The organism is Pseudomonas sp. TE21394 (genome assembly GCF_054057835.1).
The window spans coordinates 5,004,564-5,023,626 of record NZ_JBSRZR010000001.1; the positions used below are offsets into that span (position 1 = coordinate 5,004,564).

The window sequence follows — 19,063 nt, forward strand, 5'->3', positions numbered from 1 at the left end:
TCAGGCCCCCTGCGCCTCGGCCTCGGCATGGGCCTGGCGCAAACGCTCACGGCTATTGCTCAGGTGCATGCGCATGGCCATCTTGGCCCCTTCGCTGTCACGCCGCGCGATGGCTTCGTAGATCGCTTCATGCTCATGCATTAGCCGGCTCATGTAATGCGCCTGGTCATCATGCGCCAACCGCGCCGAATTGAGCCGGGTACGCGGGATGATGCTGGTGCCCAGGTGGTTGATGATGTCGGCGAAATAGTGGTTGCCGCTGGCCTGGGCAATGCGCAGGTGGAACTGGAAGTCGGCCGACACCGCATCGCTGGCGTGGGCTGCCCCTTCGTTGATTTCATCCAGCGCCGCGCGCATGCCGGCCAGCTGTTCATCGCTGCGACGCTGTGCTGCCAGGCCTGCCGACTCGATCTCCAGGGCAATGCGCAACTCCAGCACCGCCAGCACTTCGCGCAGCGTGACGACGGTCGCCGGGTCGATGCGGAAGCCGCCCGTGGCCGGCGCGTCCAGAACGAAGGTGCCGATCCCATGGCGGGTCTCGACCTGCCCGGCGGCCTGCAACCGCGAGATCGCCTCCCGCACTACCGTGCGGCTGACGCCCTCTTCGGCCATGATCTGCGATTCGGTCGGCAGCTTGTCGCCGCGCTTGAGCTGGCCGCTGCGAATGCGCTCGGTCAGCACCGTGACCAGTTCCTGGGCCAGACTGCGCGGCTTGCGCCGGGTCCTTGCCTGTACCTGCTGCTCTGTCATTACGCTGTGTTTCACCTAGGAAGACAGCGCCCATCATAGCGCAAGCAGTTGTACGATCACATACATACGGTGCGGTATTTCTTGCCTCACGGCCCGGCGCTGCACAGGGCCACGCACTGACGGCATATTGCTGGCCCCCAGTCTTCGCAAGCGTAGGCAAACTTCCTGTTCCTTCAGATATTTAGGACAGTAACATGCGAGTAATTCTAGCCACGATGGCCGGCTGCCTGCTGGCCACGCTCGCTTTCGGCGCCCAGGCACGGGCGTTGAGCCAGAACGATCGCCACACCTGCCACTGGGGCGCGCAGATTGCCGCCGAAGCCCAGCAGGCCAAGCTTTCCGGGGTAACGCTGTATGCCACCCGCAAGAAGCTGCAGGTACGCAAGTTCGCCAAACCGTGGATGCGCATGACCGCCTTCGGGATTACCGAGCAGACTTATAACAGCCGCTCACGGCTCAAGCCGGCGGCGATCAGGCAGACTTACTACGAGCAGTGTGTGCAGCATGCCATAGCAAGACGTTAAAACCATTTATATCAGTAGGTTACAGCTCAAACTTGACGTTTTGAATGAGCGTGTCAGGAGCGCCAAGGGGCGCCAGCCTCGAAGCAGGCTTCCAGCCAGGCTTTGAAAGCCCCCAAGGCGGCAGAGTTGAGGCGCGCGGTAGGCCGAACCAGGTAGATGCCTGCCGCTACGTCGAGTTGCCATTGCGGCAGCACCCGTACCAGACGCCCGCTGGCGAGGTCCTCCCCCATCAGCCAGTCTCCTCCCGCCAGAATGCCAACACCGCGCCGCGCCGCTGCCAGCAGGGCTTCGTTGTCATTACTGCGCAGGCTACCTGCAACCCTGACAATCATCTGCTGCTCGTCATTCATCAGGCGCCAATCAGGAAAGCTACGCAACCCGTTGAAACCCAGGCAATTATGCTTGGTCAAGTCTTCAGGCTGTACAGGTACGCCATGCCGGGCCAAGTATTCGGGCGATGCGCACAGGATGCGCCGGTGATCGCATAGCTTCGTCGCCACCAAGCGGTTATCAGCCAGCTCGCCAATGCGAATGGCGGCGTCGAAACCCTCACCAATCAGGTCGACGAAACGGTCTGCATAGTCGGCTTCCACCCTCACCTGCGGGCAAGCCAGCACGAAGTCAGCCAGCATCCCGCTCAGCCAGCGCCGCCCCATGGCCGCCGGCAATGCCAGGCGCAGGCGCCCACGGACCGTTACCGCGCCTTCGGCCGCCTCCTGCTCTGCCTCGGCGAGCATCCGGTTGGCCTCCCGCACTTTGATCACCAGCCGTTCGCCTTCATCGGTGAAGCGCAACTGCCGCGTGCTGCGTTCCACCAGGCGGATACCCAGGCGCGTTTCCAGTGCAGTCAGGCGCTTCGACAATACCGTGGGGTGGCGGGCCAACTGCCGCCCGGCAGCGGCAAACGAGCCCTGCTCATGCAGGGCCAGCAAGGTGGCGAGTTCATCGGCGCGGCGGCTATCGAAGGCATCCATGGCAAGGCTCGGCGTGGAACAGCTAGCGGTTTTCAGGTAACAAGCACTAGCGCGCCTGCCGACAAGCCTTGCTCAAGGTCCTCATGGGCCCTTGCCGCTTCGGCCAGCGGGTAGCGACGCCAGACCCTAGGCTGGATGATACCCTGGGCGAGCGCCGCCAGCACATCGGCGGCCCGCCGCTGGTACTCGTCAACCGTACGCGTATGCGCCGCCAGCGAAGGCCGGGTCAGGTACAGCGACCCTTTGGCATTGAGCGTGGCAACCTCGATGGCTGGCGGCGTACCCGAGGTGCCGCCAAACGACACCAGCAAGCCACGCACCCGCAGACTGTCCAGCGAGGCGTCCAGCGATACCTTGCCAACGCAGTCGTACACCACGTCCACCCCTTGCCCGTGGGTCAGTTCTCGCACCCGGCTGGCCAAGGTGGACGCATCGAACACCAACACATGGTGGCAACCCGCTGCTTGTGCCCGGGCCACGCTCTGCGGGCGTGACACCACGCCAATCACGGTCGCGCCCAGGTGACGCGCCCAGGGCACCATCAGCTGGCCCAGCGCACCGGCGGCACCGTACAGCAGCAGTTGCGTACCCGGCCCCACGGCATAGGTGGTTTTCAGCAGGTACTGCGCGGTGATGCCCTTGAACATGAGCGCCGCAGCAGCCTGGTCTGGAACAGACGGTGGCAGTTTCACCAACCGTTCGGCCGGATACAGGCGAGCGCTGGCGTAACCGCCAACCGGGCCCATCGCATAGGCAACCCGGTCGCCTACCTGCACGTTGTCCACCCCCTCCCCGATGGCAGCCACCCGCCCGGCACCTTCCAGCCCCAGCCCGGACGGCAACGCCAGAGGGGAACCGCCCTTGCGTTGCAGCACGTCCAGCGGATTCACGCCGATGGCTGTCTGTTCCAGCCAGACCTGGGCGGGCCCTGGAGCTTGTACTGGCAGGTGTTCAAGCTGCAGCACATCGGCAGTGCCGGTACTGTTGAGAACGATGCGGGTTGGCATGATCGAATCCTGTCGGGTAGGTGTTCTGGTCAGGCTAATCAGGCAAGCAGTATTGAACAATCCGCCACGAAGCAGATCATTCCTGCACCCTTTGCAGTAATGACAGTTATCACTACTGCAGCCCCGCATCAGCATTGGCATTTGTTAAGCTGATGGCTCCGTCGCACAGGACCCAGGCCATTCGCCCCATGGATGAACTGCGCAAGATTGACCTCAACCTGCTCTTGGCCCTGCACGCCTTGCTATGCGAAAAGCATGTCACCCGTGCTGCCCTGCGCCTGCACCGGAGCCAACCTGCGGTCAGCCATGCGCTGGCGCAGTTGCGCAAGCATTTCGACGACCCTTTGCTGGTTCGCCAGCATGGCCGCATGGTCCTGACCAGCCGCGCCCAATCGCTGGCCGGGCCTCTGCAAGACGCCTTGAACAACCTCAACGGCCTGCTGGCCACCCCGCAGTTCGAACCGGCCAAGGCCCAGCGCCGCTTCCGCCTGTCGCTGTCGGACTACGCGTCTCGCATCATCCTGCCGCCCCTGCTGAGGCATCTGCGCCGGGTCGCCCCGGGAGTGGACCTGGCCATCAGCCAGGCCAGCCGCGAAGCCATGTTGGCGCAATTGCTCGATGGCGAACTGGACCTGGCGATGGGCTTGTTCCCCGACCCGCCCGAAGAAATCATCACCGAGGCGTTGTTTGCCGACGATTTCATCAGCGTCGCCGATTGCCAGGTATTGCCCGCCAGCGGTGGCCTGGCCCTGGAGGACTGGCTGACCAGACCGCATGTGTTGATGGCGATGCGCCCGGATGCTTTCGATGAGATCGAACGTGCCCTGGCCGCGCTGGGGCTGCGCCGTCGCATTGCCCTGGCATTGCCCCATTGGAGCGCAGCCGTCGAAGTGCTGGCCGGTACCGACCTGATCCTTACCGTAGCCCGGCGGGCAGCAGGTTCGCTGCAGCAACATCCGACGCTGCGCCAGTTCGCACCACCCTTGACCATCGCCCCCTTCGATTACCAGCAAGCCTGGCACATTCGCAAGGACAACGACCCGGGGCATCGCTGGCTACGCGAAACCGTGCGGGCCTGCAGCCAGCCGGGGCCCTGATCAGCCCTCTTGCTGTTTCGCGACCACAGCGCTGCTGGCCGGTGCGCCCGCCGCCCAATTGCCCTGCACCAGCATCACGCCCGCCAGGATCAGCACCACGCCAGCCACTCTGGCCAGGCTGAGTGGCTTGCCGCCCAGCCCCATCAACCCGAAGTGATCGGCGACCACCGCCGTGATGATCTGCCCCGCCACGACCAACACCAGAAATCCCGCGGCGCCCAGCCTGGGTGTCAGCGCTGCCGCGCCGGCCACGTACAGGGCTCCCAGTACCCCCCCGATCCACAGCCACCAAGGCCCTTGCAGGGCCTTGCCGACGTCGGGCGCCGGCACCCTCAGCAACAGCAACGCAGCAATCACCACCAGTGAGCTCACAGTCAACGAGGTGAACGCCGCCCACAACCAGTGCCCCAGTGCACGCCCGACTGCGGCGTTGCCGGCAGCCTGGAACGGCAACACGGCACCGGCAAGCAACGCCATGGCCACGGGTAATGACAGCAGAATCATCGATTTACTGACCACGACCGTCCTCCTTATCGTGTGGATGGATGTGGCCATGATGGTGCAATCGGCCAAACTGATGGAAATCGAAATGCTGCACGCGCATTATTCGTAGTGTGCATGGACAATGGGTCGTCGCGGCGGATACAGAGCCGCGCCACCTGAAGCCTGACCCCGGCAGCAGCCGAGGTCGGCACCGTAGTCGAGATCAGCGTGAGGTTTCGATGCGCAGCACTTCGGTGTAGATCGCATCGACGGTCTGCCCGACCTTGAGGTTTTTCATGCGTGCCTGCAGGTCGGGGTCTTCGACCTTGACCACCTGCAGCTTGCCTTCCGGGGGCAGCAAGCTGACTTCATGCTGTTTTAGGTCGATCTTCTTGATCTGCGAGGTGACCTTGACCTGGCGGAATGCCTCGCCACCTGGGTTGGGGTTGTCCGCCGTGGCACGGATGCTACCGGACTCGTCAGTCGCCTTTGGCGCCCCGCCCACTTCGGGATTCAACACGTAGGCCACCGCGCGTGTCACGTAGATGTCGACCTGGTCGCCCACCTTGAGGTTGGGCAGCGCCTTGGCCTTTTCCGTCAACTGGAAGGTCACATCCTTCCTGGAATCCGGGCCTTTCACCGTGACTTGGCGATTGGCCAGATCGATGGCCGTGACTTGCGTGGTGACGTGGCTTTCCAGTGCCTCGCTGCCGATAGGGATACCAGCGGCGTGCACGGTGAAACTGGCAGCGGAGGCCAGCGTGGCCAGGGCGACAGCACGAGCAATGGAGCGGATCGGATTCATAGGCCTGCTTCCCTGTAATCAAGACCGGAGGGGTTGCGCAAAATGTTCACGCGCTGGCAAGCATAGCCCCTGCCTGCCGACCTGCCTGACTCCCCTCGCAAAGCACTCCTCGCGTGTACCTGCTCACTATTGCAAGAGTAAATGAGAATTCTTTACACTTGCTTTGCGTTTACAAATCATTACTATTTGCACTCTAAAATACAACAAAGAGTCACCTGTAATGGCAAAAAAGTCTGTTGCCCCAGCATCGATTTCCATGCTGGGCATTCTGGTTGTGCCTGCTGTTCACGCGGCCGTTCAACCCGGGTCGCCGGGTTCGCTGGCCCTGCCCGCTACCGCCGTCAGCAGCGTCTACGAGCAACAAAGCTACAAAGCAGGTGAAAGCCGCAGTGCCCTGAAGATCGACGCTCCGCTGCGCGACATTCCGCAAACCGTCAACGTCGTGCCGGAAAGCGTGATCAGGGACCAGGGCGCGCAGTCGATGGAAGACGTGTTGAAGAATGTGCCCGGCGTCGGTCTGTCCAATGGCGACGGCCAGCGCGACCAGGTGACTATTCGAGGCTTCAGCGCCATTGGCGACATGTACATCGACGGTGTGCGCGATGACGCGCTGTACTTCCGCGACCTGTCCAATATCGAGCGGGTCGAGGTGATCAAGGGCCCCGCCGCCGTGCTGTATGGCCGTGGCTCTTCAGGTGGCCTGATCAACAGCATCAGCAAGAAACCCAGCTTCACGCCCAAGCGCGAAGTCGGCCTGAGCTTCGACAGCGAGGGCAAGCGCCGCACCCAGCTCGACAGTGGCTGGGCCGACCCGCAGGGCAACCAGGCCTACCGCGTGACCGGCGCCTTCGAAGACAGCGACACCTTTCGCGATGATGGCTACATAGACCGCAAGGCCATCGCGCCATCGGCCTACTGGCGCCTCTCCGACGACCTGGAACTGAACCTGGGCGCCACCTACCTGTACGACAAGCGCCTGATCGACTTCGGCATCCCGGCCCTGGGCAAGCGTCCGGTGGATGTGCACCGTGACAAGCGCTTCGGTTCCGGCGATGCCGACCAGGACTATGCCCGCAGCGAAGTGTTCTCGCTGACCGCAAGCCTTGATTACCGCATCAATGACGACTTTACCCTGAGCAATACCAGCCGCTACTACCGCTACGACCTGGACCGCAACAACACCCTCGCCGACAGCAGCCCGACGCGCTTTGTCACTGCGCCCAATGGCGAACTGCTGGTCAAGCTCAACCGCGGCAACGTCGCCCGTGACGAGTACGGCATGTTCAACCAGACCGAGCTCAAGCAACAGGCGCAGCTGGCCGGGATGCAGCACAGCCTGTTGTATGGCGTGGAGGTTGGCTTCCAGGACAAATACCAACGGGTGCTGAGCCAGAGCAACGTGGCCCAGGTGCCGGTGTACCGCGAGGCCCTGGTGCCGGTACCGGAACACGCCGCCAACCTGTCGTCGCAGGGCACCAACTTCCAGCAGACCACTGGCCTGTACGTTCAGGACATGATCGAGCTGAATGAGCACTGGAAAGCGCTGGTCGGCGTACGTTATGACATCTTTGGCCAGGAGTACGACGACGACCGCGTGCAGAATGTCGACCTCGACCGCACCGACAAGACCTGGAGCCCGCGCGCCGGCCTGGTCTACCAGCCGGATGCCATGCAGTCCTACTACGTTTCGGTCAGCCGCAGTTACCAGCCCTCGGGCGAGGTGTTCGCGGTCAGCCCGAGCAACCAGCACCTGGAGCCGGAAGAAACCACCAACTACGAAATTGGCGCCAAGTGGGACCTGCTCGACAGCCGCCTGTCGTTGACCGCAGCGGTGTTCCGCCTCGAGCGCACCAACATGAAGACCGCCGACCCGGCCAACCCCAATCTCACCGTGCTGGCTGGCGAGCAGCGCACCGACGGCTTCGAAGCCACCGTCAGCGGCCAACTGAGCGACAAGTGGCAGATCTACGCCGGCTACGCCTACCTCGATGCCGAGATCACCAAGTCCAACAGCAAGACCAATGGCGTCGCCAACGAAGGCCAGACCCCAACCCTGACGCCGCGCAACAGCGCCAACGTCTGGCTGGTGCGTACCTTGACCCCGCAATGGCGCATGGCCGCCGGTGCCAACTACGTCGATGAGCGCTACACCGCTCTGGACAACGTGGTGGTGATGCCGGGCTACACCACCTTCGACGCCGCGCTGCTCTACAGCGTGCCGCAGTGGGATGCCGCGCTGCGCCTGAAGAACGTGTTCGACCGCGACTACTATGCCGCTGCGCACGGCTCGGTGGACCTGATCACCCCAGGCGCACCGCGTACACTGGAAGCCAGCTTCAACTACCGCTTCTGATCGCTGGGCAAGTAGCCCGCTCGCCCCCGCAGGAACGGCCCTCTGGCAACACTGGCCGCTCCTGCAGGCGCATGCACTACACATGCAATCAACGGTTGGGCGTTACCCGCCAGACCGTATTGGCCAGATCATCGGCAATGATCAAGGCGCCACGCGGGTCCACCGTCACCCCCACCGGGCGCCCACGGGTCTTGCCATCCTCACCGCGAAAGCCAGTGGCGAAGTCGATCGGTTCGCCGGCCGGCTTGCCATTGCTGAACGGCACGAAGATCACCTTGTAGCCCACCGGGTTGGGCCGGTTCCAGCTACCGTGTTCACCCACGAAGGCACCGTCGGCGAAGCGCTCGCCCATGGCCGGGATGGAAAAGCTCACGCCCAACGCAGCCACGTGCGAGCCGAGGCTGTAATCCGGCTTGATCGCCGCCGCTACCCTTTCCGGGTTCTGCGGTCGTACCCGCTCATCCACGTTCTGGCCCCAGTAGCTGTAAGGCCAGCCGTAGAACCCACCTTCACGCACCGAGGTCAGGTAGTCCGGGACCAGGTCGGGCCCGAGCTCATCACGCTCGTTGACGACCGCCCACAGCTGCCCGGTCTGCGGCTGGATAGCCAGCGCCGTCGGGTTGCGCAGGCCTGTGGCATAGGGCCGGTGCGCGCCGGTTGCAGCATCGACCTGCCAGACCATGGCCCGATCGATCTCCACTTCCATCCCGCGTTCGGTGATGTTGCTGTTCGAACCGATGCCCACATACAGGTAACGACCATCCGGGCTGATTGTCAGCGCCTTGGTCCAATGGTGGTTGATCGCAGCCGGCAGGTCGGTGACCTTGGTTGGCGGGCCATCGGCCCGCGTCTGGCCGTCCTGGTAGTCGAAGCGCACCAGGGCATCCTGGTTGGCCACGTACAGCTTGCCGTCGGCAAAGGCCAGGCCGTACGGCGCATTGAGGTTTTCTGCAAACACCGTCTGCACCTCGTAGCGACCGTCGCCGTCGGCATCGCGCAGCAAGGTCAGGCGGTTGCCACCCTTGACCTGGGTATTGCCCTCGGCCTTGATCTGGCTGGCGATGACATCCTTGGGCTTGAGCTTGGCCGCGCTGCCACCGCGGCCCTCGGCGACGAGGATATCGCCATTGGGCAACACCAGGGTCTGCCGCGGGATCTTCAGGCCAGTGGCAATGGCGGTAATGCTGAAGCCTTCAGGCACCGTCGGTTTCTGTTCACCCCAGGCTGCCGGCTGGGCGATCTTCATGCTTGGCAGCAGGCCACGTTGTGGCGCCGGCAGTTTAGGGTCGGGCCCAAGCGCCTGGTTCGGCTCGCCATCACCACCACAAGCAGCCAGCAGCAACGCCATGCTCAACAGGCCCAACGCAGGTACAAGCTTCATGCCGCACCTCCCGAGCGCAGGCCGCTCAAACCGGTGAAGGCAGCCACGGTCGCGAGCACGCTCACGATCACTGACAGCACCAGCCCGGACGGCATTACCGCCCAGGCGTCCTTGGCGTGTTCGAAGGCATTGATCAAGCCCAGTACCCAGGTCACCAGCAGCAGCACGAAGTACAGGGTTGGCCGGCCACGCTTGCGTTCGGCACGGATCAGGTTGGCCAACGCGAACAACAACGCCAGCCCGCAGAACACCAGGGCGCCGGCGATCAACCAGGCGGCGAAGTTGCTCCACTGGATCTGGTAACTGTTGAAATAGGCAATGTCGCTGAGTAGCGCAGCGAGGAACAACGGAACGCTGCCGGACAGCAGCAGGGCATGTAGCGGGCCGGGTGTACAGCGGCACAAGGTTTGGTCGGATACGGTCACGGTGCCTCCTTTTCATTCAGTGACCCAAGGACTGATGGCATGGCCACCAGGCGTGCACGGGGCGCGCCTAGTAAAGGAGCCTCTCGGCAAGGCGATAGTTCACCGTTTGGTTTGAATGGCCTATGCTGCGAAGCGTTGGCGCAAGGAGACAACCGATGAGCAGCAACCCGATTCGCCCGCGCTCGCCCTGGGCGTTGGCCACGCTGCTGGGCCTCAGCCTGGTGCTTGTGGCCGGTTGTTCCAGCAAACCCGGCAAAGCCAACCATGCGTCACGCACAATAGGCTCCAACTGCTTCGCCAAAGCCGTCCCCACCACTGGCGAAGGTGGCCTGGCGTGGGGCGATACCTTGAGCATTGCCCGGAAGAAATCGCTGGACAACTGCGTGCGCTATGCCGGCCGGTCGGGGGGATCACCAAGAACTTGCCAGGTGGTCATGGCCAAGTGCAAGAACTAGAGCCCGGCTGACCTTCAACACCTGTAGATAGGCGCGCATCTGATGAATCCCTGGGCGATGCGATGGACTGATCGGTCGTGAACCAGGCTTGTTGTTTTCATCATTTACACAGATTGCCCCTGGATAAGGAGTTCCAATGAGCGACGCCTCCGTGAGCAGCGCCACCTCCGGCCCTGCCTGCAGCGCAGAGGCGGTCGAAGGAACCCCTGTCAAGAAGCGCAGCGCAGATCCTTCTGGCGATTAATGCGCCATGGATTCAGAGGATGGCAGCAAAACGCTACGCGCCTGGCAGGCGAAGCGACGAGGCAGACTGGAAACAGCGGCTTAAACCGATAGATACGAGCGCGCGCGTGGCAGGAGCGGCCTTGTGTCGCGAAGGGCCGCAACGCGGCCCCTGGCGATATCAGCCTGTCACGCGTGGTCAGGCCAGCCTGGCCCGAGCCGCATGCAGCTTTTTATAACTTTCGATCAGGCGCAAGTGGCGATCGAGGCCTTCGAGCTTCATGCTGGTCGGGGTCAGGCCATGGAAGCGCACGCTGCCATCGACCGAACCCAACACCGCGTCCATGCGCGAGTCGCCGAACATACGCCGGAAGTTGGCCTCGTAGTCGTCCATTTCCAGCTCGTCGTCCAGCAACACTTCCAGCACCACGTTCAATGCCTGGTAGAACAACCCGCGCTCGACGGTGTTGTCGTTGAACTGCAGGAACGCCTCGACCAGTTCCTTGGCATCCTCGAAACGCTGCACTGCCAGGCAGATCAGCAGCTTCAGTTCCAGAATGGTCAGCTGGCCCCACACGGTATTCTCGTCGAACTCCACGCCGATCAGCGTGGTGATAGTGGTGTAGTCATCGACGTCGCAGTTGTCCAGGCGCTTGAGCAGCAACTTGAGGGCGCGGTTGTCGAGGCTGTGCAGATTGAGGATATCGGCGCGGAATGACAAGGCGCGGTTGGTGTTGTCCCAGATCAGGTCCTCCACCGGGTAGATTTCCGAGTAGCCCGGCACCAGAATGCGGCAGGCGGTGGCGCCAAGGTTGTCGTACACGGCCATGTACACCTCCTTGCCAAGGTCTTCGAGGATGCCAAACAGGGTCGCGGCCTCCTGCACGTTGGAGTCCTCGCCATGGCCGGAGAAGTCCCACTCGACGAACTCGAAGTCGGCCTTGGCGCTGAAGAAGCGCCACGACACCACGCCGCTGGAGTCGATGAAATGCTCGACGAAGTTGTTCGGTTCGGTCAGCGCGTGGCTTTCGAAGGTCGGCTGCGGCAGGTCGTTCAAGCCCTCGAAGCTGCGCCCCTGCAGCAGTTCGGTAAGGCTGCGCTCCAGCGCCACCTCCAGGCTCGGATGGGCTCCGAACGAGGCGAATACGCCGCCGGTACGCGGGTTCATCAGGGTCACGCACATGACCGGGAACTCGCCCCCCAGCGAAGCATCCTTGACCAGTACCGGGAAGCCCTGCTCCTCCAGGCCCTGGATGCCGGCAACGATGGCCGGGTACTTGGCCAATACCTCCTGCGGCACATCCGGCAGGCACAGCTCGCCTTCGAGGATCTCGCGCTTCACTGCCCGCTCGAAGATTTCCGACAGGCACTGCACCTGCGCCTCGGCCAGGGTATTGCCGGCGCTCATGCCGTTGCTGAGGAACAGGTTCTCGATCAGGTTGGACGGGAAGTAGACCACCTGCTGGTCGGACTGGCGCACGAACGGCAGCGAGCAGATGCCACGAGCCGTGTTGCCCGAGTTGGTGTCGTACAGGTGTGAACCGCGCAGCTCACCGTCCGGGTTGTAGATGGCCAGGCAGTGCTCGTCGAGGATCTCGACCGGCAGCGCATCCCGCGGGCCCGGTTTGAACCATTGCTCGTTCGGGTAGTGCACGAACGGCGCGTTGGCCAGGTCCTCACCCCAGTACTGGTCGTTATAGAAGAAGTTGCAGTTCAGGCGTTCGATGAATTCGCCCAGCGCCGAGGCCAGCGCGGCTTCCTTGGTCGCGCCCTTGCCGTTGGTGAAGCACATTGGCGACTGGGCATCGCGCACATGCAGCGACCACACGTTGGGCACGATGTTGCGCCACGAAGCGATCTCGATCTTCATCCCCAGCCCGGCCAGGATGCCCGACATGTTGGCGATGGTCTGCTCCAGCGGCAGGTCCTTGCCGGGGATGTAGGTGCTGGTGTCCGACACCGGCATCAACAGGCCCTGGGCATCGGCGTCGAGGTTGTCGACCACTTCGATCACGAACTCGGGGCCGGTCTGTACCACCTTCTTCACGGTGCAACGGTCGATGGAACGCAGGATGCCCTGACGGTCCTTCTCCGAGATGTCCTCGGGCAGCTCGACCTGGATCTTGAAGATCTGGTTGTAGCGGTTTTCCGGATCGACGATGTTGTTTTGCGCCAGGCGGATGTTCTCGGTCGGGATGTTGCGGGTCTGGCAGTACAGCTTGACGAAGTAAGCCGCGCACAAGGCAGAGGACGCCAGGAAATAGTCGAACGGCCCCGGGGCCGAGCCATCACCCTTGTAACGGATCGGTTGGTCGGCGATCACCGTGAAGTCGTCGAACTTGGCTTCGAGCCGGAGATTGTCGAGAAAATTGACCTTGATTTCCATGCGGGATTACCGTGATTTAAGCGTGCAAAACGAAAGTGGCCGGCATTATCCGGGTTTTCCCGGCGGAAGTCCTGTTTGCGCGACCAGCTTGCGCATTCCGCCGAATTACTTGCCTGATCCTCTGAACCTGCCCCTTGCAGCCGACCAGCGGTCAGCCCCCTGTGCTAGCGTTTCCGGACTGGGGAACAGCGTATTCCCCGATCAGCAAAAGCACAGCGACAGCAACCGTTGACGGGCAGGTGAACCATGGAACTACGCATCAACCAGAAGACCTACCAGGTCGAGGCAGACGCCGACACGCCACTGCTGTGGGTGATCCGCGACGACCTGGGTCTGACCGGCACCAAGTATGGCTGCGGCCTGGCCCAGTGCGGCGCCTGTTCGGTGCTGGTGGACGGCAATGTGGTGCGCGCTTGCGTCACGCCGGTGGCCGGTGTGGTCGGGCGCGAGGTGACTACCATCGAGGCGATCGAGGCCGACGCCGTCGGCAAGCGGGTGGTCGCGGCGTGGGTCGAGCACCAGGTTGCCCAGTGCGGCTATTGCCAGTCCGGCCAGGTGATGGCGGCCACTGCTCTGCTCAAGCACACGCCCAGGCCCACTGATGCGCAGATCGACGCGGCGATGGTCAACCTGTGCCGCTGCGGCACCTACAACGCCATCCATGCCGCCATGCATGACCTGGCCCAAGGGGAGAAGGCCTGATGCGCACGCCCGTCGATACCCCTGCAGAAGAACTGCTCAAGTTGCAGCACGGCGCGACCCTCAACCTGTCGCGTCGGCGCTTCCTCGCCGGTACGGCTGTCGGGGCTCTGGTGCTTGGCTTTGGCCTGCCCATGGGCTCGGCCCGCGTGCAGGCAGCGGCCGCAGCCAGCGCCGAACGCGGTACCCAGGTGCCGGCCTTCCTGGAGATCCGCCCGGACGGCACGGTGCGTCTGCTCAGCCCGTTCATGGAAGGCGGGCAAGGCCCTTTCACCGCCATGGCCCAGATCGTCGGCGAAGAGCTGGATGTCGACCCGGCCAGGTTCGTGGTCGACAGCGCCCCGCCTGGGGAAGCCTATGTAGTGATGGAAAACGGCATGCGTATCACCGGCGGCAGCATGTCGGTACGCATGAGCTACCCGACCATGCGCCGCCTGGGCGCCCTCGCCCGCGCCATGCTCCTGCAGGCAGGCGCCGAGCAGTTGGGCGTACCGGTTGAGCAACTCACTACCACGCCGGGTACCGTGGTACATACCACGAGCGGGCGCTCTGTGCCCTATGGTGAACTGGCCGCACGGGCCATGGACCTGCCGGTACCCGACCCGGCCAGCGTCAAGCTGCGCGACCCCAGCCAGTTTCGCTGGATCGGCAAACCGGTACGCCGCCTGGATGCCTATGACAAGTCCACCGGCAAGGCCGTGTACAGCATCGACGTCAAGGTCGACGGCATGCTCCATGCTGCCGTGCAGCACGCGCCACGCCTGGGCATGACCGTCGGTAGCCTGCGCAACGAAGAGCAGGTCAAGGCCATGCCGGGCGTGCACTCGGTGCATCAGCTGCCAGGCGCCGTGGCCGTGGTTGCCGAGCGCTGGTGGCACGCCAAGCGTGCGGTAGAAGCCATCCAGGTGGACTGGCAGGAGCCTGCCGCCGACAGCCCGGTACGGCCAATGCCGGCCGATTTCTCCAGCGATGGCTGGCGCGAGCATCTGGCCACGGTAGAAGCCCCGGCCCGTGATGAGGAAAACCAGGGCGATGTGGCTGGCATGCTGGCCAGTGCCAAGACCCGCGTCGAGGCGACCTACCACAACCAGTACCTCAACCATGCCCAGCTTGAGCCACCCTCGGCACTGGCGCGCTTCAATGGCGACGGATCGCTGGAGGTATGGCTGCCCAACCAGGCGCCGGACATGTTCCGTGACGACATCGCCCGGCGCACCGGCCTGGCCCCGGCACAGATCACCCTGCATTCGCCGTTGCTGGGTGGCTTCTTCGGCCGCCACTTCCTGTACGACTCGGCCAACCCCTACCCTCAGGCGATTGCCTTGGCCAAGGCGGTCGGCCGCCCGGTGAAGCTCATCTGGAGCCGCGAGGAAGAGTTCCTGCGTGACGTATTGCGCCCGGTGGCCGTGGTGAAATTCCGTGCCGGGCTGGACGCCGACGGCCTGCCGGTGGCCATCGAGGCCGTGAGCGCCACCGAAGGCCCGACCGAAGCCCTCGCCGGCAAACAGGGCGAGAAGCTCGACCCGACTGCGCTCGAAGGGCTGTCGGGCAAGTCCTACGCCATCGCCAACAAACGCATCGCCCAGGTCTACGTCAAAGGCCCGGCCATGCTTGGCTACTGGCGCTCGGTGGGCAATTCGCTGAATGACTTCTTCTATGAATCGTTCCTTGACGAACTGGCCGACAAGGGCGGCAAGGACCCGTTCGAGCTGCGCCTGCACCTGCTGCGCGACAACCCGCGCCTGACCACCCTGCTGCAGGCGGTTGCCGAACTGTCCGGCGGCTGGAAGCGCGGGCCGTTCACTGCCGAGGACGGCAGCAAGCGCGCACGCGGCGTGGCCATGGCCTCGCCGTTCGGCTCCGAGGCGGCGGTGATTGCCGAGGTGTCGATCGAGAACGGCCAGGTCAAGGTGCACGACATCTGGCAGGCCATCGACCCGGGCAGCATCGTCAACCCGGCGATCATCGAGCACCAGGTCAACGGCGCCGTCGCCCTGGGCCTGTCGCAGACGCTGTTGGAAGAAGCGGTATACGTCGACGGCAAGCCACGCGCGCGCAACTACGACCTGTACCCGATCCTGCCGCCTTCGCGCATGGCCCGGGTGCATGTCCGTATCGTCGAGAGTGGGGCGAAGATGGGCGGTATCGGCGAGCCACCGCTGCCCGCCGTCGCCCCGGCGGTGGTCAACGCGGTCGCGCAACTGACCGGCCAGCGCGTGCGCAGCCTGCCGCTGAGCCGCCATACCTTCGGCTGACCGTACAAGGACGCACCATGACCCATCGTTTCGCAAGAACCGCTGGCTGGCTGGCGGTGCCATGCCTGGTCGCGGCAGGCCTGCTGGCCTGGTATGTCACCCGCGAGCCCGTTTCGCCGTTTACCGGCGAACAGGCCACGGCCGCCGACCCGGCGCTGGTCAGCCGTGGCGAGTACGTGGCCCGGCTCAGCGACTGCGTAGCCTGCCACAGCGTGCCGGACGGCAAACCGTTCGCCGGCGGGCTGAAAATGGCCACCCCGCTGGGCGCCATTCATGCCACCAATATCACCCCCGACCTCGACAACGGCATCGGTCGCTACAGCCTGGCCGACTTCGACCGCGCCGTGCGCCATGGCGTCACGCCCGACGGCCGGCGGTTGTACCCGGCGATGCCCTACCCGTCCTACGCCAGGCTTGGCGATGACGATGTCAAGGCGCTGTATGCCTTCTTCATGCTCGGCGTGCAACCGGCAGCGCAGGCCAACCAGCCCGGCGACATTCCCTGGCCGCTGAACCTGCGTTGGCCCATCGCCGTGTGGAACGGCCTGTTCGCCACCAGCACGCCGTACGCAGACCAGCCAGGCAAGGATGCACAATGGAACCGCGGCGCCTACCTGGTCCAGGGCCCTGGCCACTGCGGCAGCTGTCACACTCCGCGCGGCCTGGCTTTCAACGAGAAGGCCCTGGATGACAGTGGCAAGCCGTTCCTCGCCGGCGCCCTCCTCGATGGCTGGTACGCACCGAGCTTGCGCGCAGACCACAACACCGGGCTGGGGCGCTGGAGCGAAGCGGAAATAGCGCAATTCCTCAAGACCGGGCGCAACCGCCACGCCGTGGTATTCGGTTCGATGACCGAGGCCTTCAACAACTCCACGCAATTCATGAGCGACACGGACCTGGCAGCGATCGCGCATTACCTGAAGTCGCTGCCTGGCGATCCGCAACGCGACGGCCCACCGTGGCAGTACCAGGCCCAATCGACGGCAATGCGGCTTGACAGCCCCGGGGCACATACCTATGTGACCCGTTGCGCGTCGTGCCACGGCCTGGATGGCAAGGGCCAGGTCGAGTGGATGCCACCCTTGGCTGGAGCCACCTCGGCACTGGCCAAGGAAGACGCTTCGGCGATCAACATCACCCTCAACGGTTCGCAGCGGGTGGTCACGGCGGGCTTGCCGGATGCCTATCGCATGCCAGCGTTCCGCGAACAGTTGAGCAATGAGGAAATTGCCGCAGTGCTGAGCTTCGTGCGCACAGCCTGGGGCAATCAGGGCGGTGCAGTGAGTGCACAGGCGGTAGGTAAGCTGCGTGGGCATACCGGCCCGGCCAGCAGCAGCCCGATCATCCTGCATATGCGCTGAGATGCCTCTGGCGGCCCTTGAACATCAGGTTTAGCGGAGTAACCATGGAAAGCATCGATCTGCTGGTGCTGCGCACCACCCGCGACTGGCTCGCCGCCGGTCACCGTGCCCTGCTCGCCACGGTCGCGCGCACCTGGGGCTCCTCACCGCGCCCGGTGGGCTCGATGATGGCCCTGCGCAACGATGGCCGGGTAGTCGGCAGTGTCTCCGGCGGCTGTATCGAAGACGACCTCATCCAGCGCTACACCAGCGCCCATGGTGGCCCCGGAATGCCTGAGGGCCTGCCGCAGCTGGTGCGCTATGGCGTCAGCGCCGACGACGCCCACCGTTTCGGCCTGCCCTGCGGCGGCACCCTGGAACTGGTGCTGGAGTTCGCCCCATCGCTGCCACAGCTGGAACAGCTGCTGGCCGGCCTCGACAGCGGCAATCTGGTGCGCCGCGACCTCGACCTGCGTAGCGGCCAAGCCAGCCTCACCGCCACCCGCACGCCCGAGCTGTTCAGCTTCGATGGCCAGCGCCTGTGCAACACCCTCGGCCCGGGCTACCGCTTGCTGCTGATCGGTGCCGGTGCGCTGGCCGAATACCTGGCGACCATGGCCCTGTTCAACGGCTTCAGTGTTTCCCTGTGCGACCCGCGCCCGGAGTACACGGCCGGTTGGAATGTCGCCGGCGTCACCCGCCTGACCGGTATGCCGGACGACGTCGTGCGCGCCTTTGCCCCGGACCTGCGCAGCGCCATCGTCGCGGTCAGCCACGACCCCAAGCTGGACGACCTGGCGCTGCTCGAAGCCTTGCACAGCCCGGCGTTCTACATCGGTGCCATTGGCTCGCGGCGCAATAGCCAGCTGCGCCGTGAGCGCCTGATCGAACACTTCGGCGAAAGCGAAGCATCGCTGCAGCGTCTGCACGGCCCTATCGGTATCTATATCGGCAGCAAGACACCGGCGGAGATCGCCGTCAGCGTGATGGCCGAGCTCCTCGCTGCGAAGAACGCCGTCAGCCTGCCCGGTGCGCTAAGCGTGACCCGGGCCAAGGAGGCCGAACAGCTGGCGCGGTCGCTGTAGGAGCCGCAGGCGGTTACTGCCAGCGCTCCAGGCTCTGTTGCAGCAACTGCTCGGGCAGCGCCCCGGCAACGACCTTTTCCATCTCCCGCGCCAGCGCTTCACGCAAACGCGGCTGGTTGCAGGGCGAGTGATGCGACATCGCCAGGTACAGCCCTTCGCTGGAAATCGGCGGCGCCAGCACCTGTACCGTCCCCGCGATACCCAGGCTGCGCACCAGCGCCATGCCGGGATACTGTTCATACACCACGTAATCGCTGCGCTTGTGCAGCAGCTTCTCGAACGCCTGCCTGGCCCCCGGTACAGCTTCGAGGGTGAGGTTGGCCCTGGCATAGTCGTCGAACTGCTGGCCATGGCTGTTGCTGACCAGCGTGCCGCCCTTGCGGCCTTTGAGATCGGCCCATTGCCGGTAGGCGAAGATATTGTCCTGGCGCACCCAGACCACGCTCGGGGTATGCAGGAATGGCGGGTAGATGAAATCCATCTGCTGTTGGCGGGCCTGGGTCAGGAAATACCCGGCCATCAGGTCGATACGGCCACTACGCACTTCTTCCTGCGCGCGCGACCATGGCCCGCCGTAAATCACTTCGATGTCCAGCCCCAGCTGCTTGCCCAGGTACTTCAGCAGGTCGGCATTGGCACCGATCAGTTGCCGGGGGTTCTGCGGGTCACGCCACAGGTAGGGCGGGTATTCGGCATTGCCGGTGGCTGTCAGCCGCCGGCACGCTTCGTCTGCTACCGCCGCCATGGGCAGCAGCCACAGGCACGGCAACAGCCGCAAGGCGTGGCGAAAGCAACGCTCGATCATCGACTACCCTCGGTCGG

17 protein-coding genes are annotated in these 19,063 nt (G+C 64.1%); 8 read left to right on the plus strand and 9 right to left on the minus strand.

Features of this window, described 5'->3' with window-relative positions; translation table 11 throughout:
* Positions 1 to 750 (minus strand): FadR/GntR family transcriptional regulator, encoded by a 750-nt coding sequence (locus ACVWZT_RS22920; RefSeq protein WP_457471585.1) that lies wholly within the window; start codon positions 748 to 750, stop codon positions 1 to 3.
* 194 nt (positions 751 to 944) lie between these two features.
* On the opposite strand from ACVWZT_RS22920, the gene ACVWZT_RS22925 reads away from it, so the two are divergent.
* Positions 945 to 1,274, plus strand: coding sequence for a hypothetical protein (locus ACVWZT_RS22925; protein ID WP_296232019.1), 330 nt, complete (start codon positions 945 to 947; stop codon positions 1,272 to 1,274).
* A 53-nt stretch (positions 1,275 to 1,327) separates the two neighbouring features.
* Here ACVWZT_RS22925 and ACVWZT_RS22930 read toward each other — a convergent pair whose 3' ends face one another.
* Together ACVWZT_RS22930 and ACVWZT_RS22935 are read right to left on the minus strand one after the other, a co-directional pair.
* The gene (locus ACVWZT_RS22930) at positions 1,328 to 2,248 is read right to left on the minus strand and encodes a LysR family transcriptional regulator (protein ID WP_457471586.1); all 921 of its coding nucleotides are present in this window, start codon (positions 2,246 to 2,248) and stop codon (positions 1,328 to 1,330) included.
* 32 nt (positions 2,249 to 2,280) lie between these two features.
* Positions 2,281 to 3,255, minus strand: coding sequence for a quinone oxidoreductase family protein (locus ACVWZT_RS22935; RefSeq protein WP_457471588.1), 975 nt, complete (start codon positions 3,253 to 3,255; stop codon positions 2,281 to 2,283).
* A 188-nt stretch (positions 3,256 to 3,443) separates the two neighbouring features.
* On the opposite strand from ACVWZT_RS22935, the gene ACVWZT_RS22940 reads away from it, so the two are divergent.
* Entirely contained in the window at positions 3,444 to 4,352 is a 909-nt protein-coding gene (locus ACVWZT_RS22940; protein WP_457471589.1) for a LysR family transcriptional regulator, read from the plus strand.
* Here ACVWZT_RS22940 and ACVWZT_RS22945 read toward each other — a convergent pair whose 3' ends face one another.
* Both ACVWZT_RS22945 and ACVWZT_RS22950 read right to left on the minus strand, forming a co-directional pair.
* A complete protein-coding gene (locus ACVWZT_RS22945) occupies positions 4,353 to 4,871 on the minus strand; it encodes a DMT family transporter (RefSeq protein WP_457471591.1) in 519 nt (172 codons plus the stop codon). It abuts the gene before it with no gap.
* Positions 4,872 to 5,058: 187 nt separating this feature from the next.
* Positions 5,059 to 5,640, minus strand: coding sequence for a hypothetical protein (locus tag ACVWZT_RS22950; RefSeq protein WP_296232011.1), 582 nt, complete (start codon positions 5,638 to 5,640; stop codon positions 5,059 to 5,061).
* A 220-nt stretch (positions 5,641 to 5,860) separates the two neighbouring features.
* Between ACVWZT_RS22950 and ACVWZT_RS22955 the strand changes: the two genes are divergently transcribed.
* A complete protein-coding gene (locus ACVWZT_RS22955) occupies positions 5,861 to 7,993 on the plus strand; it encodes a TonB-dependent receptor (RefSeq protein ID WP_457471592.1) in 2,133 nt (710 codons plus the stop codon).
* 88 nt (positions 7,994 to 8,081) lie between these two features.
* On the opposite strand, the gene ACVWZT_RS22960 is transcribed toward ACVWZT_RS22955, so the two are convergent.
* On the minus strand, positions 8,082 to 9,374 hold the full coding sequence (locus tag ACVWZT_RS22960; RefSeq protein WP_457471594.1) for a PQQ-dependent sugar dehydrogenase: 1,293 nt from the start codon (positions 9,372 to 9,374) through the stop codon (positions 8,082 to 8,084).
* Positions 9,371 to 9,799, minus strand: coding sequence for a DUF2231 domain-containing protein (locus ACVWZT_RS22965; protein ID WP_296232007.1), 429 nt, complete (start codon positions 9,797 to 9,799; stop codon positions 9,371 to 9,373). Before ACVWZT_RS22965 ends, ACVWZT_RS22960 begins: the two co-directional genes overlap by 4 nt.
* A gap of 155 nt (positions 9,800 to 9,954) precedes the next feature.
* Between ACVWZT_RS22965 and ACVWZT_RS22970 the strand changes: the two genes are divergently transcribed.
* Positions 9,955 to 10,254: a hypothetical protein gene (locus ACVWZT_RS22970; RefSeq protein WP_457471596.1), complete on the plus strand. Its 300-nt coding sequence runs from the start codon at positions 9,955 to 9,957 to the stop codon at positions 10,252 to 10,254.
* Between the two features lie 421 nt (positions 10,255 to 10,675).
* Here ACVWZT_RS22970 and ACVWZT_RS22975 read toward each other — a convergent pair whose 3' ends face one another.
* Entirely contained in the window at positions 10,676 to 12,862 is a 2,187-nt protein-coding gene (locus ACVWZT_RS22975; RefSeq protein ID WP_289132365.1) for an OsmC domain/YcaO domain-containing protein, read from the minus strand.
* A 246-nt stretch (positions 12,863 to 13,108) separates the two neighbouring features.
* Here ACVWZT_RS22975 and ACVWZT_RS22980 point away from each other — a divergent pair, with 246 nt between their 5' ends.
* Genes ACVWZT_RS22980 through ACVWZT_RS22995 form a run of 4 tightly spaced genes read left to right on the plus strand, consistent with a single transcriptional unit; the run spans position 13,109 to position 18,241 of the window.
* The gene (locus tag ACVWZT_RS22980) at positions 13,109 to 13,564 is read left to right on the plus strand and encodes a (2Fe-2S)-binding protein (RefSeq protein WP_296232002.1); all 456 of its coding nucleotides are present in this window, start codon (positions 13,109 to 13,111) and stop codon (positions 13,562 to 13,564) included.
* Positions 13,564 to 15,816, plus strand: a complete 2,253-nt coding sequence (locus tag ACVWZT_RS22985; RefSeq protein ID WP_296232001.1) for a xanthine dehydrogenase family protein molybdopterin-binding subunit — start codon at positions 13,564 to 13,566, stop codon at positions 15,814 to 15,816. The genes ACVWZT_RS22980 and ACVWZT_RS22985 overlap by 1 nt, the downstream gene beginning before the upstream one ends.
* 17 nt (positions 15,817 to 15,833) lie before the next feature.
* Positions 15,834 to 17,177 (plus strand): c-type cytochrome, encoded by a 1,344-nt coding sequence (locus ACVWZT_RS22990; RefSeq protein ID WP_457471599.1) that lies wholly within the window; start codon positions 15,834 to 15,836, stop codon positions 17,175 to 17,177.
* A gap of 44 nt (positions 17,178 to 17,221) precedes the next feature.
* Positions 17,222 to 18,241, plus strand: coding sequence for an XdhC family protein (locus tag ACVWZT_RS22995; RefSeq protein WP_457471601.1), 1,020 nt, complete (start codon positions 17,222 to 17,224; stop codon positions 18,239 to 18,241).
* 13 nt (positions 18,242 to 18,254) lie between these two features.
* Here ACVWZT_RS22995 and ACVWZT_RS23000 read toward each other — a convergent pair whose 3' ends face one another.
* Positions 18,255 to 19,046 (minus strand): substrate-binding periplasmic protein, encoded by a 792-nt coding sequence (locus ACVWZT_RS23000; RefSeq protein WP_296231998.1) that lies wholly within the window; start codon positions 19,044 to 19,046, stop codon positions 18,255 to 18,257.
* Positions 19,047 to 19,063 lie beyond the last annotated feature (17 nt).